Annotated in this window: 24 protein-coding genes and 1 tRNA gene; 19 read left to right on the top strand and 6 right to left on the bottom strand. The window is 58.9% G+C overall.

What is annotated here, in order from left to right; all coding sequences use genetic code 11:
• The first annotated feature begins 84 nt into the window (after window positions 1–84).
• The 6 genes from ACPF9B_RS06660 (at window position 85) to ACPF9B_RS06635 (ending at window position 6,624) form a co-directional block, all read left to right on the top strand.
• Entirely contained in the window at window positions 85–1,293 is a 1,209-nt protein-coding gene (locus ACPF9B_RS06660) for a class I SAM-dependent methyltransferase (RefSeq protein ID WP_424180138.1), read from the top strand.
• Between the two features lie 56 nt (window positions 1,294–1,349).
• Window positions 1,350–1,814 (top strand): TrgA family protein, encoded by a 465-nt coding sequence (locus ACPF9B_RS06655; RefSeq protein WP_424180136.1) that lies wholly within the window; start codon window positions 1,350–1,352, stop codon window positions 1,812–1,814.
• A gap of 126 nt (window positions 1,815–1,940) precedes the next feature.
• A complete protein-coding gene (locus ACPF9B_RS06650) occupies window positions 1,941–2,972 on the top strand; it encodes a cysteine synthase A (protein ID WP_040483101.1) in 1,032 nt (343 codons plus the stop codon).
• Window positions 2,969–5,281, top strand: coding sequence for a DUF3772 domain-containing protein (locus tag ACPF9B_RS06645; RefSeq protein ID WP_424180373.1), 2,313 nt, complete (start codon window positions 2,969–2,971; stop codon window positions 5,279–5,281). The genes ACPF9B_RS06650 and ACPF9B_RS06645 overlap by 4 nt, the downstream gene beginning before the upstream one ends.
• On the top strand, window positions 5,278–5,994 hold the full coding sequence (locus ACPF9B_RS06640) for an alanyl-tRNA editing protein (protein WP_007204675.1): 717 nt from the start codon (window positions 5,278–5,280) through the stop codon (window positions 5,992–5,994). Before ACPF9B_RS06645 ends, ACPF9B_RS06640 begins: the two co-directional genes overlap by 4 nt.
• A 3-nt stretch (window positions 5,995–5,997) precedes the next feature.
• Window positions 5,998–6,624 carry a M35 family metallo-endopeptidase gene (locus tag ACPF9B_RS06635; protein WP_424180133.1) on the top strand — a complete coding sequence of 209 codons (627 nt, stop codon included), beginning with the start codon at window positions 5,998–6,000 and terminating at the stop codon, window positions 6,622–6,624.
• On the opposite strand, the gene ACPF9B_RS06630 is transcribed toward ACPF9B_RS06635, so the two are convergent.
• A complete protein-coding gene (locus ACPF9B_RS06630) occupies window positions 6,621–7,775 on the bottom strand; it encodes an AI-2E family transporter (protein WP_424180131.1) in 1,155 nt (384 codons plus the stop codon). The two genes, ACPF9B_RS06635 and ACPF9B_RS06630, sit on opposite strands and share 4 nt — an antisense overlap.
• A gap of 126 nt (window positions 7,776–7,901) precedes the next feature.
• Between ACPF9B_RS06630 and ACPF9B_RS06625 the strand changes: the two genes are divergently transcribed.
• The 3 genes from ACPF9B_RS06625 (at window position 7,902) to ACPF9B_RS06615 (ending at window position 10,382) form a co-directional block, all read left to right on the top strand.
• Window positions 7,902–7,991: transfer RNA gene (locus tag ACPF9B_RS06625), tRNA-Ser, on the top strand.
• A 349-nt stretch (window positions 7,992–8,340) separates the two neighbouring features.
• Window positions 8,341–9,177, top strand: coding sequence for a DUF3883 domain-containing protein (locus ACPF9B_RS06620; RefSeq protein ID WP_424180129.1), 837 nt, complete (start codon window positions 8,341–8,343; stop codon window positions 9,175–9,177).
• A gap of 161 nt (window positions 9,178–9,338) precedes the next feature.
• Window positions 9,339–10,382 carry a hypothetical protein gene (locus tag ACPF9B_RS06615; RefSeq protein ID WP_424180127.1) on the top strand — a complete coding sequence of 348 codons (1,044 nt, stop codon included), beginning with the start codon at window positions 9,339–9,341 and terminating at the stop codon, window positions 10,380–10,382.
• 114 nt (window positions 10,383–10,496) lie between these two features.
• On the opposite strand, the gene ACPF9B_RS06610 is transcribed toward ACPF9B_RS06615, so the two are convergent.
• From ACPF9B_RS06610 to ACPF9B_RS06590, 5 genes are all read right to left on the bottom strand, one after another.
• Entirely contained in the window at window positions 10,497–10,892 is a 396-nt protein-coding gene (locus ACPF9B_RS06610; RefSeq protein ID WP_424180125.1) for a hypothetical protein, read from the bottom strand.
• Window positions 10,889–12,214 (bottom strand): recombinase family protein, encoded by a 1,326-nt coding sequence (locus tag ACPF9B_RS06605; protein WP_424180371.1) that lies wholly within the window; start codon window positions 12,212–12,214, stop codon window positions 10,889–10,891. The genes ACPF9B_RS06610 and ACPF9B_RS06605 overlap by 4 nt, the downstream gene beginning before the upstream one ends.
• The gene (locus tag ACPF9B_RS06600; RefSeq protein WP_424180369.1) at window positions 12,214–12,621 is read right to left on the bottom strand and encodes a DUF2924 domain-containing protein; all 408 of its coding nucleotides are present in this window, start codon (window positions 12,619–12,621) and stop codon (window positions 12,214–12,216) included. Before ACPF9B_RS06600 ends, ACPF9B_RS06605 begins: the two co-directional genes overlap by 1 nt.
• Before the next feature lie 490 nt (window positions 12,622–13,111).
• Window positions 13,112–14,032 (bottom strand): ImmA/IrrE family metallo-endopeptidase, encoded by a 921-nt coding sequence (locus tag ACPF9B_RS06595; RefSeq protein ID WP_424180123.1) that lies wholly within the window; start codon window positions 14,030–14,032, stop codon window positions 13,112–13,114.
• Entirely contained in the window at window positions 14,029–14,349 is a 321-nt protein-coding gene (locus tag ACPF9B_RS06590) for a helix-turn-helix domain-containing protein (protein ID WP_424180121.1), read from the bottom strand. Before ACPF9B_RS06590 ends, ACPF9B_RS06595 begins: the two co-directional genes overlap by 4 nt.
• Before the next feature lie 158 nt (window positions 14,350–14,507).
• On the opposite strand from ACPF9B_RS06590, the gene ACPF9B_RS06585 reads away from it, so the two are divergent.
• From ACPF9B_RS06585 to ACPF9B_RS06540, 10 genes are all read left to right on the top strand, one after another.
• On the top strand, window positions 14,508–15,731 hold the full coding sequence (locus ACPF9B_RS06585; RefSeq protein ID WP_424180119.1) for a hypothetical protein: 1,224 nt from the start codon (window positions 14,508–14,510) through the stop codon (window positions 15,729–15,731).
• Between the two features lie 13 nt (window positions 15,732–15,744).
• A complete protein-coding gene (locus ACPF9B_RS06580; protein WP_424180117.1) occupies window positions 15,745–16,653 on the top strand; it encodes a hypothetical protein in 909 nt (302 codons plus the stop codon).
• Between the two features lie 172 nt (window positions 16,654–16,825).
• Window positions 16,826–17,035, top strand: a complete 210-nt coding sequence (locus ACPF9B_RS06575) for a helix-turn-helix transcriptional regulator (RefSeq protein ID WP_027261246.1) — start codon at window positions 16,826–16,828, stop codon at window positions 17,033–17,035.
• Window positions 17,036–17,046: 11 nt separating this feature from the next.
• On the top strand, window positions 17,047–17,532 hold the full coding sequence (locus ACPF9B_RS06570) for a hypothetical protein (protein WP_424180114.1): 486 nt from the start codon (window positions 17,047–17,049) through the stop codon (window positions 17,530–17,532).
• Window positions 17,532–18,278: an ATP-binding protein gene (locus ACPF9B_RS06565; RefSeq protein ID WP_058243160.1), complete on the top strand. Its 747-nt coding sequence runs from the start codon at window positions 17,532–17,534 to the stop codon at window positions 18,276–18,278. Before ACPF9B_RS06570 ends, ACPF9B_RS06565 begins: the two co-directional genes overlap by 1 nt.
• 21 nt (window positions 18,279–18,299) lie before the next feature.
• On the top strand, window positions 18,300–18,803 hold the full coding sequence (locus tag ACPF9B_RS06560; RefSeq protein ID WP_424180112.1) for a DUF669 domain-containing protein: 504 nt from the start codon (window positions 18,300–18,302) through the stop codon (window positions 18,801–18,803).
• Window positions 18,804–18,868: 65 nt separating this feature from the next.
• The gene (locus ACPF9B_RS06555) at window positions 18,869–19,231 is read left to right on the top strand and encodes a hypothetical protein (protein ID WP_424180110.1); all 363 of its coding nucleotides are present in this window, start codon (window positions 18,869–18,871) and stop codon (window positions 19,229–19,231) included.
• On the top strand, window positions 19,231–20,175 hold the full coding sequence (locus ACPF9B_RS06550) for a hypothetical protein (RefSeq protein WP_424180108.1): 945 nt from the start codon (window positions 19,231–19,233) through the stop codon (window positions 20,173–20,175). Before ACPF9B_RS06555 ends, ACPF9B_RS06550 begins: the two co-directional genes overlap by 1 nt.
• Entirely contained in the window at window positions 20,169–21,905 is a 1,737-nt protein-coding gene (locus ACPF9B_RS06545; RefSeq protein WP_424180106.1) for a DEAD/DEAH box helicase, read from the top strand. The genes ACPF9B_RS06550 and ACPF9B_RS06545 overlap by 7 nt, the downstream gene beginning before the upstream one ends.
• Complete coding sequence (locus ACPF9B_RS06540; RefSeq protein ID WP_424180104.1) at window positions 21,902–22,126, top strand: DUF6511 domain-containing protein; 225 nt, start codon at window positions 21,902–21,904, stop codon at window positions 22,124–22,126. The genes ACPF9B_RS06545 and ACPF9B_RS06540 overlap by 4 nt, the downstream gene beginning before the upstream one ends.
• Window positions 22,127–22,131: the final 5 nt, after the last annotated feature.

Raw genomic sequence — 22,131 nt, 5'->3', positions numbered from 1 at the left:
TGACAAGGATTGCCGTGACTTCGCCGGCGCAAAGGTTAATTAGCTGTCAACGCAGTCACCACAAATCTTACGAACGGAATACGCATGATTCTGACGACCACGCATGGGCAGACCGGACTGCCGCGGTATTTCAGCAATGTCTTTGACACGCTCAAGTCGATGAAACGCGGACGGCTTGATATCATCCTGCCCGATGGCCGCCATTTCCGTGCCGACGGGGCCGAACCCGGCTATGTCGCCGAAGTGCATGTCCACAATACCGATGTCTTTGCGCGCACCGTGCGCGAAGGCGATCTGGGCTTTTGCGAATCCTACATGGACGGCTGGTGGTCCACGCCCGACCTGATGGCTTTCATGGATCTGATGCATGACGACATGGAACATATCTATGACGGCTTTCCAGGCCAGTTTCTGGTGCGGTTTTATGAACGGGTGCGGTTTTGGTTGCAGAACAATTCGAAAAAGCAGGCGCGCAAGAACATCAGCTATCACTATGATCTGGGCAATGAATTCTATGGTCTGTGGCTGGATGACACGATGACCTATTCCTCGGCCAAGTTTGTCACCGGTCAGGAAAGCATGGAAGCAGGCCAGATCGAAAAATACAAAAGCATGGTTGACCAGATGGGCGTGCAACCGGGCGATCATGTGCTGGAAATCGGCTGTGGCTGGGGCGGGTTTGCCGAATATGCCGCCAAGGAACGCGGGCTGCGCGTGACCGGTCTGACAATCAGCCAGGCGCAGCATGATTATGCGGTGGAGCGGATGCAAAAGGCCGGTCTGTCCGACAAGGTCACGATCAAGATGCAGGATTACCGCGACGAAAAAGGCATCTATGATGGCATCGCCAGCATCGAGATGTTCGAGGCGGTGGGCGAAAAATACTGGCCGGTCTATTTTGAAACCCTGCACGACAGGCTCAAGCCCGGCAAGAATGCGACCTTGCAGATCATCACCGTCGAACACCGCCGCTGGCATGTCTACAAACGCGGCGTCGATTTCATCCAGAAATACATCTTTCCCGGTGGCATGTTGCCCAGCCCCGTCGTGCTGCGCCAAGAGATTGAAAAAGCAGGGCTGCAAGTCGCGCAATCGATCGAATTCGGCGAAAGCTATAGCCAGACCTTGCGCCGCTGGCACGACACGTTCAACGCGCGCTGGGATCAGGTGCAGGCGTTGGGGTTCGATGACAGGTTCCGGCGGATGTGGAACTTTTATCTGACCTCTTGCGCGGGGACATTTCATAGCGGAAACTGCGACGTCACGCAGATAACGGTGACCCGCACGTCCTGATCGGGGCGTGTTGGTGTAAGGTTTCAAGTGTTTGGTAACGAGTATGAGGTTGCAAGATGTCGGTATCGTATCGGTCTTCTATGCCCACAGCCGCGCGTTTGGCTGGGGCGATTTTGTTCGGGCTTTGGGGTTTTTATCATGCAGCGCTGGCTGCGCCGTTTTTCCTTGAAGGCAGACCGCCTAGGTCTTTCCTGCCGGCCAGCGTGATCATCGGTCTTTACCTTGGCTGGCGCTATGTGGGGCGGCGCGCGGGCAACGGATATGGCGCCGCCATCGGGGCCGGTGTGACGGCGGGGTTTGCCTTTGGCTTTTTGTCACTGTTGGTGATCGCTTTTTCGCAGATGATCCGCCACTCGCTGCACAACCGCTATCAAGGTTTGTCAGAGGCGATCCTCGATATCTTCGATCTGATGATCTCTGAAAGCAGCCGGTTTACCGATATAAACCTGTTCATAAGCCTCTTTGGTGGTGCCGTTTTATGTGCTTGGGTGACGGAATATGTTGGACAGAAATATCGCTAGGTAGCGGACCTTTTCGTTCACAGGACTATGGTGTCACAAGGGCTGATCCGGCCCTGCTGCGCGCGATGGGTTGATGTCGGGCGGGTGCGGTTCTACACATCAAGGGTGTAATGAAAGGCCCTGATGATGCAGATCCGCAATGATTTCGCCGAAGCAATCGGCAATACCCCCCTGATCAAGCTGCGCGCCGCATCGCAGGCGACAGGCTGCACCATTCTGGGCAAGGCCGAATTTCTGAATCCTGGCCAATCGGTCAAGGATCGCGCCGCGCTTTACATGATCAAGGATGCCATCGCGCGCGGCGATCTGCGCCCGGGTGGCACCATCGTCGAAGGCACGGCAGGCAATACAGGGATCGGACTGGCGCTGCTGGGCTCGTCGATGGGGTTCAAGACGGTGATCGTCATTCCTGAAACCCAAAGTCAGGAAAAGAAAGACATGCTGCGCCTTGCGGGCGCCAAGCTGGTCGAGGTGCCTGCCGCACCCTATAGCAACCCCAACAATTACGTCCGCTATTCCGAACGGTTGGCCATTGCGCTGCGCGAAACCGAACCCAATGGCGTGATCTGGGCCAACCAGTTCGACAATACCGCCAACCGGCAGGCCCATGTGGAAACCACAGCCCCTGAAATCTGGGCGCAGACAGATGGCAAGGTGGATGGGTTCATTTGCGCGGTGGGGTCCGGCGGCACGCTGGCAGGCGTTGCGCTGGCGCTGCAACCCAAGGGCGTCAAGATCGGGCTGGCCGACCCCGAAGGATCGGCGCTGTATAATTTCTATGAACATGGCGCATTGAAATCCGAGGGCGGGTCCGTGTCCGAAGGGATCGGGCAGGGCCGGATCACGGCCAACCTTGAAGGTCTGACCCCCGATTACGCTTATCGGATTCCCGATGCTGAAGCCTTGCCGCTGATCTATGACCTGATGCAGCACGAAGGTCTGTGCATGGGCGGGTCCACCGCGATCAATATGGCGGGGGCGATCCGCATGGCGCGCGATATGGGGCCGGGCCATGTGATCGTGACGATCCTGTGTGATGTCGGCAGCCGGTACCAATCCAAGATCTACAACCCCGCCTTCATGCGCGAAAAGGGTCTGCCGGTGCCGGCATGGCTGGAAGAAAAGGCCGATGTGCCATCGGTGCGCGCAGCCGTATGACGGCACGGTCGCTGGTCTTTCGCCTGCTCGTCTGCCTGTTGTGGCCGATGGCCGCGCTGGCGCAGGACGCAGCGCCATTGCCGGGTGGACCCTATGACGATACCGCCGTGTGGTCCGCGCTGGCCGAACGGGCCGAAACGCTGGTGATGCGCGACAGATCCTCGCAATTTGCGATCATGCGGCTGCGTGCAGAACTGGCGGGGTGGCGCGACCATTTCCTGTCGCAGAGCAATGTCAACGCGAACAGGCTTGCGACGGTGAATGCGCAGCTGTCCGCATTGGGCGCCATGCCAGATAGCGGCGCAGAACCAGCACAGGTCGCCGACAGGCGGGCCGCACTGCAGGCGCAGCGTGACGCCCTGCTGGCGCCCCGCGCGCTGGCGCAAGAGGCCTTTGCGCGCGCCAACGGGCTGATCAGCGAGCTGGACATGAAGGTCCTGCAACAACAGACTGCCCAGCTGTTCCAGCGGGGGCCGTCACCGCTGAACCCCGCGCTCTGGCCGGCGGCGGCCAGTGCGACATGGCAGGTGTTCCGCACCGTCGGCGCGGAAACGCTGGCTGGTTTGCAGGTCCAGTCCGGTAACGGGCGGCTGTTGGCGAACCTGCCGCGCGCGGCCTTGTTCATCGGCCTTGCGGTGTTGCTGGTCGGCTATACGCGTTGGTGGCTGGTGCAATGGCGTGCGCGGTTGTCGCATCGTGACACGTTCCTGCTGCCGATCTGGCTGTTTCTTTTGTCGCTGATGCAGATCCTTGTCTCGCTGGTCGGGCTGGTGGCCTTGGCGCAGGGGCTGGATACGCTGGCGATCTTCGGGCTGCGCGGACAGGCGGTGATCGCCGCGATCCCTGCGGCGGGGATGACGGTGGTGTTGGGCTGGTGGCTGGGCCGGCAGGTGTTCAGCGACGGCACACTGCCTGCGCATCTTGGATATGGCAAAGACACCCGCGCCAATGCGCGGCGGATCACGCTGGCGCTGGCATGGGTACTGGCCTTTGGTGCGGTGTTCGAGGCGGCGGCGGGGTCTGTCGATCTGGCAGCGGGGGTTGCGGCCACCATGGGCTTGCCGGTGATCGGCGTGGCTGGCGCATTGTTCTGGCAGCTGGGACGGTTGATCAAGACGCCCCCCATCGCATCCGACACCGCGCCTGTGTCGCAAGGCCGGATGCGGATACAGGTTGGCCTGTTCTGCACGATCGTAGCGGTGGCAAGCCCGGCGCTGGCCGCTGTGGGCTATTCGGCGGCGGGGCAGGGGATTTTGACATCCTCGATCCTGTCGCTGGCCTTGTTGGGGGCGATCCTTGTCTTGCAGCGGATCGTGCATGACATCACCCTGCGCCACGCATCCGCCGACGAAGCCAAGGGCCTGATGGCCCTGCTGCCTGTCCTTGCCAGTCTGGCGATCTATCTGTGCAGCCTGCCGGTCCTTGCCCTGATCTGGGGCGCGCGCACCGACGATATTCTGGAAATTTGGAACCGGTTCCGCGAAGGGTTTGCTATCGGCGAGACGCAGATTTCGCCCACCGATTTCCTGACCTTCGCCATCATCTTTTCGCTGGGCTATGCGCTGACGCGGTTCATTCAGGCCACGTTGCGGCGCACCGTATTGCCACGCACGCGGCTGGACCTCGGCGGGCAGAACGCCATCGCCGTTGGGTTTGGCTATGTTGGTATCTTGCTTGCGGCGCTGATCGCGATCACATCGGCGGGGATTGACCTGTCTAGCCTGGCTATTGTGGCGGGGGCGCTGTCGGTGGGCATCGGGTTTGGCCTACAGAATATCGTGTCGAATTTCGTGTCTGGCATTATCTTGCTGATCGAACGCCCGATCAGCGAAGGCGACTGGATCGAGGTTGGCGGCCAGATGGGCTATGTGCGCGCGATCTCGGTGCGCTCCACGCGGATCGAAACCTTTGACCGGACCGATGTCATCGTGCCGAATGCCGATCTGGTCAGCGGGCAGGTCACCAACTGGACCCGCGGCAATCTGGTAGGCCGCGTGATCGTGCCGGTGGGCGTGGCCTATGGCACCGATACCGCAGTGGTCGAAAAAATACTGTCCGAGATCGCGCAGGCGCATCCGATGGTCATTGTCACGCCGCCCCCCGCGGTGTTGTTCATCGGTTTTGGCGCAAGTTCACTGGATTTCGAGATCCGCGCCATCCTGCGTGACGTGAATTTCGTTCTGCGCGTCAAATCCGAGATGAACCACGAAATCGCCCGCAGATTTGCCGCCGAAGGGATCGAGATTCCCTTTCCGCAGCAGGATCTGTGGCTACGCAATCCCGAAACCCTGAAAGGCGATCCCGCATGACCACCCCGTTGTTTCGTGACGATGCCTATGCCCGTCAGGCCGAAGGCCGTGTGCTGGACATCACCTCTGAAGGGGGGATCGTACTGGATGCCTGCCTGTTCTATCCGACCGCAGGTGGCCAACCGGGCGACAGTGGCAGCCTGTCATGGCAGGGCACCACGCTGGATATCGCCACGGCGGTCAAGGGCGAGGGGGACAGTATCATCCTGTTGCCGGCCGAACCTGCCCCCTTGCCATCTGTCGGACAGAGCTTGTTGCAAAAGTTGAACTGGGACAGGCGATACCGCCATATGCGTGTGCATACGGCGTTGCATTTGTTATCGGTCGTGATCCCATTGCCGGTGTCGGGCGGGGCTATCGCCACCGATAAGGGGCGGCTCGATTTTGACATGCCCGATGCCCCGGAGGACAAAGAAGCTCTCGAAGACGCGCTGAACCGGTTGATCGCCTGCAACATGGCCGTGACCGAGGAATGGATCACCGAGGCTGATCTTGATGCGCAGCCCGATCTGGTGAAAACGATGTCGGTGCAGCCACCGCGCGGGTCGGGCCGGATCAGGCTGGTGCGGATCGGGATCGGCGCGGAAACCGCCGATCTGCAACCCTGCGGCGGCACCCATGTCGCGAATACTTCGGAAATCGGGCCGGTGCGGATTGGCAAGATTGAAAAGAAAGGCCGCCAGAACCGGCGTGTCTATCTGCATCTGGACTAGGCCATGCGCGTGATATTGGTTGTTTTATGTCTGCTGGGGGCGCAATCCGCGATAGCGCAGAATGTGGTGCATTGCAGCCCCGCGCAGGATGTGATTGTGCGCGCCGCATTGGACCATGCCAAATCCCTGGCAATCACGGCTGCCGCCGCGGTGGGCGATACACCGGATTATGCCCGCTGGTTTGGCACCTATTCCGACCGTAACGCCGAAACGGCGCGCGCCACGCTTAAATCGGTGGTGCGGGCAATCCGCGCGGGCGGTGTCAGCTTGCAATGCGACACCCTGCGCGACCAAGGGTGTGGCAACGACGAATATGCGTGGGTCTATGCGCATAAACCTTATCATATCTATCTGTGTCCATCTTTCTTTGACATGCCCGTGCTTGCATCCCTGCGGCCTGGCACCCGCGCCAGTGACAATGGCACCCGCGAAGGCACCTTGATCCACGAGTTGTCGCATTTCCGCAGCGCCGGTGGGACCGAGGATCATTGCTATACCCGCCGCGATTGCATGGGCATGGCTGTGCAAGACCCCGACCTCGCGATTGAAAACGCCGACAGCTATCAATATTTCACCGAAGATGTGATTTATTACGCCAGCCAACCCGTCATAGGCAAAGCGAGCCCCTAAATGTCGCCTGAGGGTTTCGGCGGCTTTTGGAAAACGTCACGCTTGGCCGTTTCATTCAGCATCTGTTCGGTGTCGGGCAATCCTTCGCGTGACAACAAGATTGCAAAGGGACGCAGGTCGGGCACATGGCTGCATACCACCAGCAACATGACCATGATCGGCACCGACAAGAACATGCCCGGAACGCCCCAGACAGCCCCCCAAAACGCAAGCGACAGGATGATCCCGAATGACGACAGCCGCAGCGCGCGGCCCATGAGCATCGGGTCGATGACATTGCCGTTCAGAAACTGGATACCGGTCGCGATGACGAATATCGCCAATGTCGTATTCGGGGCGCCAAACTGCACATGCGTCACCAGCGCGATCAGGCCGGTTGCAAGGATCGACCCGATATTGGGGATGAAATTCAAAACAAAGGTGATGACGCCCAGCGCGGTTGCCAGTTCCAGCTGGAAGGCAAGGGCCAGCGCATAGACCATCGCACCGGTGATGCCGCTGATCACGGTCTTGACCAGCAGGTAATAGTTCACGCGGTGGATGATCGACTGGATGATCTTGCGCACGCGCAGGGCCTGCGCCTTGTCGCCGATCAGGCTTTCAAGCTTGGTATCGAACCAGATCCGTTCGGCGAACAAAAACCCGACGAACAGGATGATCAGAACGGTGGCCTGTGTGATGCCGCTGGCCTGTCCTGCCGCGCTGCGCAGATAGCTGGTCGCATCGATCGACCGGACCGCGTTGAAAATGGCGGCCTGATTATCCTCGCTTAGCCAGCCAAACATCGACGCAATCGCCGATGGCGCCCGTTCGGTATAGGCCAGCGTCGTCACCAGCACGGTGTTGACCTGCGCCAGCAGCACCGATGTCAGGATCAGCAAGGCCGTCGCGATCAGCACCATGGCCGCGATGCTGGCAATGGCATTTGGAATCCGTAACGGGCCGATCCGCTGGCGGGCGATGAAATTGATCACATCGCTGGTCAGGCTGAACAGGATGATCGCGGTCGCCAATGAAATCAGGATGAACCGGGCCTGCACCAGCAGGAACAACACCACCGCAAAAGCGATGATGATCAGCGCGCCGGTCTGTAGCCGGGCCGTATCGATACGCTTTTCCGGGCTGGTCGGCTTGGGCGGGTCATGCAACATCGGGGGTCAATAGCTCCGCTTGGGTTAGGGCAATATAGCGGGGCTGCGGGGCAGGGGCAAACAGGCAGAACAAATCGTTCGGAAGGTCTTGCAAAGTCTGCCAAGTTGCGGCTAAACCCCCGCTACGGACAGGTGGCCGAGTGGTCGAAGGCGCACGCCTGGAAAGTGTGTAGGCGGGAGACCGTCTCCAGGGTTCGAATCCCTGTCTGTCCGCCACTTGCACATCGCAAACCCGAGATGAGGTCCCTGACGGGGCCTTTTTTCTTTTTGTTTCAAAGGGTTTTAGCGAGGCCATCCGACTTTCGGAGACTGGCGTTTCGGCCGAAATCAGTCTCTGAAAGCCCAGCGTCTCTTTCCACCCGCCCTTCACTCAAATCGAGACGCATTCAAAATTGTGTTCCTTTCCAAGTGCTTGGCAAAAATTGATTGCGCCGCAGTTGAGGCAGGTTCGACCGCTATCGACACCATCAGAGACACCCGAAGGCGGCGTGGTCGTGCGGGGTGGTGCGAACGGTCGCGAGAAGTCGTTGATGACAAACAGACTTTCCGCTCATAGCCTGGCTGCATGTCGAACGGGCCCTGGACAGATGCAGAAAACGACCTGATCGTCGCGGATTACTTCGCGATGCTGGCTGAGGACATGGCGGGCCGTCCATACAATAAGGCTCAGCACCGGCGCAGCTTGATGCCCCTTTTACGGAGCCGAACTGAAGGCTCGATCGAGTTCAAGCATCAGAATATCAGCGCCGTACTGAAGGGGCTCGGCGAAGATTGGATCCCCGGCTACAAGCCAGCGTTTAATTTCCAGATGACCTTGGTTGATGCTGTGGCGCGCTGGTTGGCATGGAACCCGGCCTGGCTTGGGCGGATGCCGAGCTCGCGACCAGCAAATGGTTTGCGCGAGGCTGCGCAGATCTGGATTGGACCGTCACCGACAATGTCTAACCAGCCCCCGCCTCAGGAACTGGAGCAGATGCTACATGTTGCCAGAAAGTTTGACGTGGCGGGTCGGGATGAACGCAACCGGGCCCTCGGCCGTGCCGGAGAAGAGCGGGTCATTGCACACGAGCGATCCGCACTGAAGTTGGCCGATCGAGAGGATCTGGCGCGCAAGGTGCGTTGGGTTTCAGAAGAGGATGGCGATGGTGCCGGGTACGACATTGCCAGCTTCACGCCGGACGGACAGGCGCGTTTGATCGAGGTGAAAACGACAAACGGCTGGGAACGCACGCCCTTTTACATTTCCCGCAATGAACTGGCGGTCGCCGAAGAGCGCCGGTCGGAATGGTGCCTGTTCCGTCTCTGGAACTTCTCGCGTGAACCGAAAGCGTTTGAGTTGCACCCCCCACTAGATGCCCATGTCTCGTTAACCGCGACGGCCTTTCAGGCAAGTTTTCATTGAAGTTGAGCCGATCGAGTGGTCCGCATTGCTTCAATGCATACCATCTCTGACAGCACAATCCGCAATAACCGAAACGCGAAAGGTTGAGCCCAACGAAAGGATGATACAAAGTCCGCCTCGGGCGCGATGGTGTACTGTCCGGAGTGTTTAAAGGAGACTGTATGATCGAAGAGCGCCCAGCACGATTAGCTGACTTCGGCGAAAAAGTGTTATGCCCGCCTGAACCGTTCTCGGTTTCGTGGGACATGATACCGGAGGTCGTGCGCCTATCATTGATGCCGGCATTTGGCATTCAGCCGGTGACAGGCGCTATGTTAGGCGCCGCGGGTCAGGCTCTATCCGCAGCACCCACAGATGGAGAAATAGAATATTTCCGGGAACGCGGAACGCAGTTTCAGATGGTACAAGTTGTGCTCAGCCTCGCTTGGTGGGAAACTTTTGAAGGCAGCGTCAATGCTGTGCCTTTTGCGATTTCTGCAATTCCAGCTTCGAAGCGTGGGAAAGTAACCCAAACATCGATCGACGGGGTCGCCGCATTGAGAGGGGCACCGGTCAATACAGAAGACGTCTATACAAGTTTTGACCCATTTAGCGGCGATTGGGGCATGTATGCCCACGGCGGGTTTGCAGCAAATTTCAGTTCGGGAAAGCACCCTATTGACGAATTAGGGATTGTGATCGAACGATATTTTTTGGCGCTCAACTATGATCGGGATGACTTAGTCGAGTTCGACACATTCATGCCGGATGAACAGTCGAAAAAGGCATACCGACGAAACAGAATGAAAAAACTCTTTACACCATTCTCTGAGGTTCGAGCCCGGAGACTTTGGGGATTAGAGACCCCGATTGAGCTCTTTTTGTTCCAAGAAATGCTTTCACGGGGGAGGACGCCGCAGTGCCAATGCCTCATATACCCGGACGGCAGTAGTTACCAATCCCTATATGATGTTTACTCAGATATTGAGTTCCGTCGCGGGCAAAATATTCTTGTTGAAGTCGACATGTTCCTTCCGGAGGAACGTGTTGCGATCTTCTGCGATGGTGCGCACCACGATAGGCGCAAGCAAAAGCAAACGGATGCTAAGATCAACGTCGCATTGGAAGGTCTCGGGATCAAGCCCGTCCGGGTTCCAGGAAGGTTAATCAATTCTGACATGAAAGCGGCAGGCGACATGATCGACGCAGCCATTTCGTCAAGATGAAGATGGTAATAACTACCAATGCTGGCTGCCATAGGGCTAAACATGGCTGACCTCGCGAAATCAGCGAAATCTTGGCGAAGGTGGTGCAGCGGCGGAATTCGATCAAAACTTGGGTCAGGGTTTAGAGTGTTCGAGCACGCGGTCAACTTGTTCCCACCAAGCCTCCCCTGCCAAAAAACACAGATCGTACAGGCTGACCGCCGACGCCTCGCGTCCGCAGGTAATCCGCTTGAGCACCTCCGGCGCAAGGTATGCCAGCCGCAACTGGCGGCTGACATGACGTTCGGCCAAACCGACGGCTTCAGCCAGTTCCTGGATCGTGGCAAACTCGCCAGCTTCCATACGCCGCCGCCATCCCCATGCCCGGCCGATGGCGCGCAGGACATGCGGGTCCTGCGTCTGGTCCTCGCTTGGGAGATAGTCAGATGGCGGTAGGATTTTGGGCCGCCCGTTCTTCTTGCGGACCTTCAACGGAATCAGCACGCGGATCGTGTCGTCAGGCTTGGTCATTCCGCAGCCTCCATCTGGCGCGGCGTGACCATCTCGCGGATCACACCTGCGATCCCTTCGCGCCTGATGTCGACCTCAAGCCCTGCTGCCGTAACGGTAACGCGCCGGACGAGAAGCTGGATGATGCGGGCCTGCTCTGCCGGGAAGAGTTGCGACCAGAGTGCCTTGAACTCGTGAAGGGCTGCGATGGCGTCGGCTTCCGAAACTGCAACCTGTTCCTTTTTAAGGGCCACGAGCACCTGCGACACGACCTCTGGCGTCTGTAGAATGCGCCGAACCTCGGTCACGACGGCATCCTCGACCATTCCTGCGGCCAGCCGCATTGGGGCGGTTTCTTCACCAGTCTCACGGTTCCGGATCACGTCCATCGACACATAGTAGCGATAAAGCTTCGCGCCTTTTTTCGTGCTGGTCGGCGTCATGGCCGCGCCGGTGTCGCTGAAGATCAACCCTTTCAGGAGCGCGGGTGTCCGCGACCGGCTGTTGTTGGCACGTTTGCGCGGGCTTTCCTTGAGGATTGCGTGGACTTGATCCCAAAGCGCTTCGTCGATGATGGCGTCATGCTCGCCTGGGTAGGCCTTGCCCTTGTGGACGGCCTCACCGCGATAAACACGGTTGTTCAGGAGCCGGTAGAGGTAGCCTTTGTCGATCAGCGTGCCCTGCTTGTTGCGGAACCCATCACCACGTAGCTCCCGCGCCAAAACCGTGGCGGAACCCAATTCGACAAACCGCTCGAATATGCGACGGACCGATGCGGCCTCGGCCTCGTTGACCAACAGTTTGCGATCCTGCACATCGTAGCCGAGCGGCACATAGCCCCCCATCCAGATCCCGCGCTTGCGTGATGCTGCCACCTTATCGCGGATGCGCTCACCGATGACCTCACGTTCGAACTGGGCGAAGGAGAGCAGGATGTTCAGCGTCAGCCGCCCCATCGACGTGGTGGTGTTGAACGACTGCGTGACCGACACGAAGGTGACGCCATTGCGGTCGAAAACCTCGACCAGCTTGGAGAAATCCATCAGCGATCGCGACAGGCGGTCGATTTTGTAAACGACCACGACATCGACCAGACCATCGTCGATGTCGGCTAGCAATTGCTTCAGGCCGGGGCGTTCAAGGTTGCCGCCAGAAAAACCGCCATCGTCATAGCGGTCGCGGGTGGCCACCCATCCCTCGGACTTCTGACTGGCGATATAGGCCTCGCAGGCCTCTCGCTGGGCGTCGAGGGTATTGAACTCCATGTCGAGCCCTTCTTCCGTCGACTTACGGGTGTAGATGGCGCAGCGCAGGCGGCGGTTTGGACGGGCGGTGATGTCCATCATGCTTCCTCCTGCTTGCGTTCACGTAGACCGAAAAAGCGATACCCATTCCAGCGCGTTCCGGTGATTGCGCGGGCCACCGCCGAGAGTGATTTGTATTTGCGGCCTTGCCAGTCAAAGCCGTCCTTCAGCACTGTGACGGTATGCTCGGTGCCGTCCCATTCGCGCAGGAGTTTCGTTCCGGCTACAGGATTGCGGGGATCGGCGATCTGATGTTTGCGGCGGGCATGGCCTTCAACCTCGTCTGCCAGCAGGTCCAGCATGCGGCGGGTCTCTCGATCTGGACCGCTGTAGGTCAGCTCCTGGATCCGATATGCGATGCGAAGTTCAAGAAATGCCCGGCTATTGTTTGGCGCCGAGGTGCCTAGGAGCTTTTCCCATTCAGCTTTGAGTTCCTTGACCGACATCGCCTTCAGGGCGGCCAGGCGCGACAGCACAGTCTGGTCCAGGGTTGGATCGCTTCCTGGTAATGCTGAGGTTATCTTATTGTGATGTTTCATCAATTCCTCCGATGCGGATACGTTTTGCACGACGACCACCGCTCTTTCGGGGCGAGAAGTCCACGAAACTGTCTCCGTTCTCAGAAGATAAATCGCTGGACTGTTCGGCGTTCAGCCGAACCACGGCTGCGGCGAGTATGCGGCCAATTTCTTCGAGGCGCGCGTCTGCTGACATGCGCTCAGGGCATAGGGGATTGGGACCCGAAATCGGGCCTGATGTGTTTTTAGGCATGGCGACTTTTCGCGATTGAGATGATGGCCAAAAGGTATCTAAAAATACAGAAAAAACAAGTAAATCAATGATTTGAGGACATCTGCGACTTGCGCGTAAAGCCGCGTATCTCTGCGTAATGAATATACGAGTACGCGGAGTGCCTATCGTTGCCGCTGAGCCGAATCAGCCTGTCCGTCCATCCATGAATTTGTCGAACGTATCGACGGTCTGCTCTTCTTCCAGCTCGGCCATCTCCCATCGGGATGGTGCGCGGTCAGGATAAATCAGCAGCGAGATCGTCATTTGGTCGTTGCTGGGCGAGAACACCGTCATTTCCTGAACAGGCTCAGACCCCAACCAGACACCTGCGGGGTGGAGGTGACCATGGCGACCAGTATCCCAGTCCACGTCCTGCGCGGCCAAGGAGGCGGCAGGCAGTTCCGTTACTGTTTGGCGTGCGCGATAGAAGACGCCGGATTTCAACAACGGCTCGCTGGACCATGCCCAGTCGATGAATCCCTCTTTGCCAACCACGATCATCGCACGCTTGTCGGTGATGGTCATCCATTTCAGGATCGCGGCTGTAAGTGACACGGCGTAGCGGTCGGCCAAATCAGTCATCAGATCGATATCAATGACCCGGCCTTTGATCTGCTCACGGAAATCATCCAGCGGCATCAAAAGGTAGGAGGCGAAGGTGTTTGCCTCCCCTTCGATCTTATTCCGCCCCTCATCCCAGTCAGCCATGTTGCGATTGGTGCATTCGAGACCGTTGGGATTGGTCTGACGGTGCAGCAGGTAATGGCCCAGTTCATGGGCCAACGTGAAGTTCTGCCGTCCCGGCGAACGGATTGTATCGTTGTAGATTATGCCCCACTCTCCGGAACCGTCAGGGTTCGGCATCAACATGCCTTCGACGCCCTTGGAGAGGTCCAGGCCGCCGACCATAGTTATCGGTGCATCCGGAAATACCTGTCGAGAGACATCCTGTGCCAGCGCGGCAACATCGATTGGAAACCGTGGTAGCCCATGCGCTGCCTGATGCAGCGACAGGATTTGGGTTAGGCGGATTGCCCAACCCTGTGGCGTCGTAGGCAGGCTCAATCCTTCTTTCCCCACGCATCAATCATCTGATTGATCTTTGCTTGGTCATCCGGGTCGAGCTTGCTGAACTTGCGGAAGAAGGCTTCCTTCAGAACCTCATCACCGGGTTCTGCGCTTTCGTCGAGGAGGTAATCAGTGGTGACCTCTAGGGCCTGTGCGATGCGGGTCAGCTTTTCGCCGGAAGGCTTGCGTGCGTCGCGGTTTTCCAACTCCCAAATGTAGCTCTTGCTCGAGTCGGTCAATTCCGCGAGCTTGTCGAGGGAGTATCCCTTCTCCTGGCGATGGCGCTTGATCTTGGCGCCGAGGGACGTGGTCATAGTATCATCCTTGTTTTCCTTGGTTGTAGGAAGCTTGTTCGGTATGCCGAACAAAAACGTGCCGCGCAAGTAGACTTGGCGGTTTGTTCGGTGTATATCGAACATTATCGTATCGCTTTGCGCCGATTCCCTCATACTCCTCGCCAGAAAGGGCTCCTATGACTGCTATCGCCTCCTTCCTTCGCAAGACCCCCGTCACACGGTTGCATGACTATTTTACCGGCTCCGGGTTCACATCCCTTCCACCGGTCGATTGGACCAAGCCTGAGGCGGAGGTCGTCGAGCCGCTGATCAAAGCTGTCGACGACATGGACGAACGTGAAAAACAACGCGTTGTCATGAATGCCAGTCAGGTCGCTGCTCTCGCGGACGAACCGGGCCAGAATGCGCTGCAGAATGTCGTCATCAACCGGCAGGTGTTCGACACGCTGGAGGGGGCTAATAATCGTTCGCTGTGGGTGTTTCTGAATGAACCAGACCAGTTTCGTAAGGCTGAAGAGGTCCGCTACAATGATGAACGGCGCCGTGGACGGTCATGGAGCGGCTTTGAAGTGGAAAAGGACCGCGTGGTCCGCCGGGATGCTGCATCGGTAGCTGACTTCACCAAGGCAATCCGCGAGCGTTTCGACACGCCGCATGTTCATGTCGATGTTTTCGACCGGCACCGTGTCATCCTCGATGATCAGGAATGCGATCTCGTTCAGGTTGCCGTCTACCGCGAAGGGCGGCCGGAGGACATGCTGGGCTTCGACGCAAACAGCACATTGTCCCGCCGCATCGTGAAGCCGGTTTTTGAGGCTGCGCTGACTTACGAGGCGGATACCGGCGTCATAGAGGTGGTGGCCAATACAATTGCAGACCGGAGGGATCTTACTGCCTACATGGCGCGGGACCTGCTCGGGATCGACTTCGAAGAAAAGCATATACCGCTGCGGGAATATGATCTTCGGATGCTTTTGAAGCCCTTTGACTTCCCGACTGACGTTGATGACGGCATCGCGGACGTCACCGTGAAAGAATTGCGTCTTATGGAGGTTGGCCAGCCTAACGAACGGATCATCCTCGAATCCATGTCGGGTGCCGACCGCACCGTGTGGGAAATGGCAGAAGAAAGAATTGGGCTCGACATTGGCAGTTCTGGGCATGTCCTGTCCGTTGCATCTGAAGCGCCTGAATGGATCGTCACGCGCGCGCGGTTCACAATCAAGTTTCAGCCCGGCCCGAGCGGCGGGCGGGGCAAATCGTTGACACTGACGGTGACCATGCCACATGGCTGCAATTTGAAGGACATGACCCCGCATGAGCGCCTGATCGGCGACAAGTATCTGCGCCGTTGGGGCATTCTGACCGACAGCTCCGACATCGGTGACCTCATTGACTAAGCGGGCGGTCGATATGCTGCTGCAGGTCGTTGAAACCCGCACCGCCAAGGTGCAGGCATCGGTCCTGCGGCAAGTTTCACCTCGGGCAACGGATCAGTTGCTCGAGGCCAAGTTGATGGTCGCGTCCGGACATATCCCGGTCGTCACCGCTATGGATGACTACGAAGACGAGCCCATCCCTGCAGAGTGGTGCGCCGAGCGCAGGCAGTATGGATACAACAACAGCATCGGTCGGTGGGTTGCGGTCGATGCCAAGGAGATCGCAGCTCTTGCAGTTGATTACCCGCTGCTCTTCGCGAAGATGCTGGTAGATTTCGAGCGTGCTGCCCCGGCGCGCCCGATCTCGTTGATCGATAGTGTCGCCTGGGACATTGGCACCATCCAGCTCAAGGGGGCGAAATTCCCCGTGCCGGTCTGGTTTGCGCGTCGGCTTTCAGATCCTGCGGTGTGGAAAAAGGTTGGTACTCTCCTGGAACGCAGGCCGCCTGATGAGGTCCGTGTCATCCTGACGTCCACACCAGGCGATCGCCTTCCTGTTGCTGCGAGTAAGAAGGACATCATCATCAGTGTGACCGATGTGGCCAAAGCGCCTGGAAAGCTGGCCATCTCACCGCAGGCCGTCGGCGCAAGGGTCTTCCCGGGCGAGGCGCAGCATCGGTTCCCGATTGATCATTCTGAAGATTGTGGGATCGTCTGGTACCGGGGTGAAACTCTCACGTTCCGCGGGGACAAACAGCGTCGGTTCTTGGAAATTCTGTTTGCGGCCTATTGGTCAAAGTCACAAGTTCTGCGTCTTGCCACTGTTCTGGAAGAGGCTGGCTATGGTGGTCAGGTGAACACACTGAAAAAGGCTTTTGGCCGCGACATCGACAAATGGCGTTTCGTCAAGGTCGAGAACGGAAACTGCTGGATCGATCCCTGATCCTGCTTCTCGTGCTTCTATGAAAAGGCCGTCCTTAGGGGCGGCTTTTTTCATTTTTAGGCATCTAACTTCGCTGCCTCCCAGTTTGCCTCCCGCTTGCCTCCACGGTGCCTCCCAGCCCCTCGGTCATGGTGATCCCGCAAGTGTTCGCAAAAACCACAAGGAGGTTCACATGGCGCTAAGACACCTTTCCCAGATCGAGCTGGCGGCTCGCTGGAACATTTCACATCGCACGCTGGAGCGTTGGCGGTGGACGGGTGAAGGCCCGAAATTCATCAAACTGGGTGGCCGGGTCATTTACCGGCTCGAAGACGTCGAGGCTTTCGAGGTCGAGCAAATCCGCGGTTCGGACCACGAGCCCCACCGCCCAATGTCGGCGTAAGGGGGACGAATATGACAATTCCTAACCACATCACACTGGCGGATATCCACCGCATGCCGGTCGGCCAAATCGCTGCACTGCCTGCTGATCAGCTGGCAATGCTGAAGGAGGCGGCTGATCAGCAGCTCACCCAGGCCAAGACGGTCTCGGATTGGCTCGATGGTGCCATCTCCCTGAAATACGCCGAGCGTGCTGCCGAATGCCGCGTTGAGGCAGGCAAGGACACCGGCACGATCCGCTTTGCAGATGGCGACGTCACCGTGATTTCGGACCTGACCAAACGGATCGATTGGGATCAGGTGCAACTCGCCCAGATCGCCGAAAACATAGCCTCAGCAGGTGAGGACCCGGCCGAGTTCATCGAGACCACGTTGAAGGTGTCAGAGCGCAAATACACGGCGCTGCCAGAAAGCTGGCGCAAAGGTTTTGAGCCTGCGCGTACGGTCCGGACCGGCAAGCCCAAGTTCCGCTTGGTGCTGGGCGAGGAGGTGCGCTGATGGCTATTTCTCTTGCATCTCTGCGCACCAGTTCGGTGCTCCAACCACCGCGTATCCTGATCCACGGCGTAGCCGGGGTCGGCAAATCCACCTTCGCGGCTGACGCGGGCGCGCCGGTGTTCATCATGACCGAGGATGGTCTTGGCAAACTGCAGGTCCCGCATTTTCCGTTGGCGACCAGTTATGCCGAAGTTGCACAAGCGCTCGACGCCTTGCTGGAGGAAGATCACGACTATGGCACGGTCGTCGTTGACAGCGTCGACTGGCTCGAGCCGCTGATCTGGGCTGAGGCGTGCAAACGCAATGGCTGGCAGTCGATCGAAACCCCGGGCTTTGGCAAAGGTTACGCCGAGGCGCTGACCATTTGGCGTGAATACCTCGACAAGCTGAATGCGCTGCGCGACCGCAAAGGCATGGTGGTCATCCAGATCGCCCATACCGACATCAAGCGTTTCGACAGCCCCGAACACGAACCTTACGATCGGTATGTGATCAAGCTGCAGACCCGCGCCTCTGCGCTTCTGCAGGAGCATTCTGATGTGGTGCTGTTTGCCAACTACCAGATCTCGGTCGCCAAATCCGATGTCGGCTTCAACAAGAAGGTGACCCGGGCGCTCGGGTCCGGTGCGCGCGTCATGCACACCGAGGAGCGCCCCGCCTTCCTCGCCAAGAACCGTTACGGCCTGCCGGACACTCTACCGCTTTCGTGGTCAGAGTTCCTCGCAGCCATGCCCCAATCCCAATGATTGCCTTGAAAGGATATGACCATGGCACGTTTTGATACGTCCTTTGACGCCACCAGCGTTGAACCCACCACCCCTTACGAGCTGCTGCCCGCAGGAAAATACCGCGCCCAGATCGTCGAGAGCGAGATGCGCGTGACCCGCAATGGTATGGGGCAGTTTCTCTGGCTGATGCTGGATATTTTGGACGGCCAGCATAAAGGCCGGAAGATCTTTGATCAGCTGAACCTGGTGAACCCGAACCCCACCACGGTCGAGATTGCACAGCGGACGCTGTCGGCAATCTGCCATGCGACGGGCCGGATGCATGTCAGCGACAGCGAGGAACTGCACCTGATCCCGATGACGATCCAGGTGAAGATCAAGCCGCCGAAAAACGGCTACGGCGAGAGCAACGCCATCGCTTATCTGCCGCCTGAAGGTGGGGGCGCTACGACCACTGCTGCAACCCCCGCAGCACCGCCGACAACGCAGGCTGCTGCCGCCCCGCCCAAGATGGCCTCTGCGCCCTGGAACAAGAAGGGCTGATCAATCGCGCTGCTCCGCTACCCTGACTGACGGGGCAGCGCTCAAACACATCTGAGGATATTCCCATGACTGACCTGCATAACTCGGCCCCTCGGGCCGTGATCAGTCCCGGCTTGCCTGATGATCAGCGCCGGTTGATCGAACTCGACGACGATATTGCCAAGATCCGCACACAGATTGCGACGGCTGATCTGGCCCGCCAACGGGGGCAAAAGCCTATCGACCCTGATTGGTTTCATCGGGCGCGCACCGCGCTGCGCCACCTGTGCCGCGAACGGTCCGAGTTGCTTGCCAAAGGCACCGGCCGTCGTCGCCGCGAAAAGCTGAAAGACGCTCTGATCGGTGTCCTGCGCGAGCGCCATGACCCGGACACTTGGAGCGGCATTCTGGCTGAGGCCCAAGCCCGCAGTGAACGGGAGGGCTTGTGATGGCTGATCTTCCCGCACCACCCACGCCAACGCTGACGGCGATCTACGCCGATTACGAGGCCCGCCAGGGTGATGGTTTCCGTGACCATCTCGGCGCATCCATCATCGGCAAATCCTGCGCACGCGCGCTCTGGTACGATTTCCGCTGGGTGACGCCTGCGCGCTTTTCTGGCCGCCTGCTGCGTCTGTTTGAGACCGGCCAGCTGGAAGAGGACCGTATGGTGCGCAACCTGCGCGCCACAGGGGCCACTGTTTTGGAACTAGACCCCGAAACAGGACGGCAAATCCGCGTGGAGGCCCATGGCGGTCATTTTGGTGGCTCGCTCGATGGCGTCGCCCTTGGACTGCTTGAGGCGCCGAAAACCTGGCATGTGCTCGAGTTCAAGACCCATGGGGTAAAGAGCTTCACTGAGCTGACCGCCAAGGGCGTCGTGCTGTCCAAGCCGCAGCATGCCGCGCAGATGCAGATCTACATGCACCTGACCGGTATCACTCGGGCACTTTACATGGCGGTCTGCAAGAACACGGACGCGCTGCATATCGAACGGGTTGAGGCCGATCCTGCGATGGCAGAACGCCTTCAGGAAAAGGCTGGCCGGGTTATCTTCGCCCAACACCCACCAGCGCGGATCAGCGAAGATCCGGCTTGGTTTGAATGTCGTTTTTGCGATCACCACGCTGCCTGTCATGAGGGTGGTGGGGCCGCTGTGACCTGTCGGTCCTGTCTGCATTCCACCGCAGTTGATGGCGGGTGGCACTGCGCCCGCCATGACAGAATGCTGGCGCCAGCTGAGCAGCGGGCCGCCTGCAGCAGACATCTCTTCATCCCCGATCTCGTGCCGGGTGAGGTCATTGATGCGGGCGACGATGTTGTCACCTACCGCATGAACGATGGCGCCTCTTGGTCAAATGACGCCCGCAATACGGAGGCCGCGCCATGCTGACCCTGCGCCCATACCAAAACGCTGCGATCTCTTCGATCTACGGCTATTTCAAGACCAACAAGGGTAACCCTCTGGTTGTCATTCCAACAGCCGGCGGCAAGTCGCTCGTCATGGCGTCCTTTATCGAAGGAGTGCTGAAGGCGTGGCCGGATCAGCGCATCCTGATCGTGACCCATGTGCGCGAGTTGATCGCCCAGAACCATGCTGAGATGATCGGGCTTTGGCCAGAGGCACCGGCGGGCATCTATTCGGCGGGCTTGGGGAAACGTGAGGCGCAGGCCCGCGTCCTGTTTGCTGGCATCCAATCCATCCATCGCCGCGCCCATGAGATCGGCCACACCGATCTGGTGTTGATTGATGAGGCCCATCTGATCCCGGGCAATTCCAGCACGATGTATCGGCGCTTTCTGGACGCGCTGCAGGCAATCAATCCTGTGCTGAAGGTGATTGGCCTCACGGCCACGCCGTTCCGAACGGGCAGCGGTATGCTGCATGAGGGGAAGGACGCACTCTTCACTGACATTGCCTATGAGGCGCCGGTGCGTGATCTCATTGACGCAGGATATCTCAGCCCACTGGTATCGAAACAGCCCAATACGCGGCTCGACGTCTCGAAGGTTGGTACACGTGCAGGGGACTTCATTGCCCGTGATCTGGCAGCCGCAGTCGATCAGGACGCGACGACGCGTGCGGCCGTTACCGAGATCATCACCCATGGAAAAGACCGCAAATCCTGGCTGGCGTTCTGCTCAGGTGTGGATCACGCACGCCATGTGGCCGAAGAGTTCGCGCGTCAAGGTATCACCTGCCGCACGATCTTCGGGGACACGCCAAAGGAGGAGCGCGATGCCATCATCGCGGCCTTCAAGCGCGGTGAAATCCGCGCACTGGCCTCAATGGGGGTGCTGACGACCGGGTTCAATGCGCCCGCCGTCGATCTCATCGCTCTGCTGCGCCCAACCAAATCCGCAGGGCTTTATGTCCAAATGGTCGGTCGCGGCACGCGCTTGGCTCCGGACAAGGAAAACTGCTTGGTGCTCGACTTTGCGGGCAATGTCCGCCGCCACGGGCCGATCGATCTGGTCCGCCCGAAACGCCCAGGCGATGGCGAGGGTGGCGAGGCCCCCACAAAGGTTTGCCCCGAGTGCGACAGCATCATGGCGCTCTCGGCGACGGAATGCCCTGATTGTGGCTATGTCTTTCCAGCACGTGAGGTGAAGATCGCCCCTACAGCGGCCACGCTCCCGGTTTTGTCTCCGAAGGTCCAATGGCTGCCAGTGCATGGTGTGTCCTACAGCCGTCATGACAAGCGCGGCGGGCTGCCCTCAATGAAGGTCACCTATAGCTGCGGGCTCAAGTCCTACAACGAATGGGTCTGTGTCGCGCATCAGGGCTATGCGCGCCAGAAGGCGCTCGAGTGGTGGCGCAAGCGCGCGCCGGGCTGCCCGATGCCACGCACTGTCGACGATGCCATTGCGCAGGCGGGGCAACTGGCCCGGCCAACCGCGATCTCGGTGCGCCCGTCTGGCCGCTTTCTTGAAATCTCCGGCTACAGGTTTGATCCATGCGCCACATCAACTCCGGCCTCTGCGCCGTCTGCCACCGGGAACCTCGCGGGTTTGGTTGGTTCAACCCCGCATTCATTGTCTCAGACCCACGGCGGGACCAAAGCCGTAAACGCCTCTGTTCTCGCACCTGCCAGGACATCTGTCACAGGAGGACAGGCATGATCGATCCCACCCCAAATGAAATGCAGGCAATGAGCGTTGGTGGCCAATATGGTGGCGAATACCTCGAGAGTATCGGCAAATCGGATCTCGCCTTCCTGACTGAGACCGAGTGGGATCGGTTCCTTGATGCGGTCATTACCGGATATTGCGATCAACTGCGCGCGCTGGCGGGACAAGACCGCACTCGGCTCGACGCTATGACACCGGAGGTGCCCCTTTGATGGTT

Origin of the sequence: Yoonia sp. TsM2_T14_4, assembly GCF_049602355.1 — a bacterium.
GTDB classification, from domain to species: Bacteria; Pseudomonadota; Alphaproteobacteria; order Rhodobacterales; family Rhodobacteraceae; genus Yoonia; species Yoonia vestfoldensis_A.
This window is presented reverse-complemented; position numbering and strand designations above follow the sequence as displayed.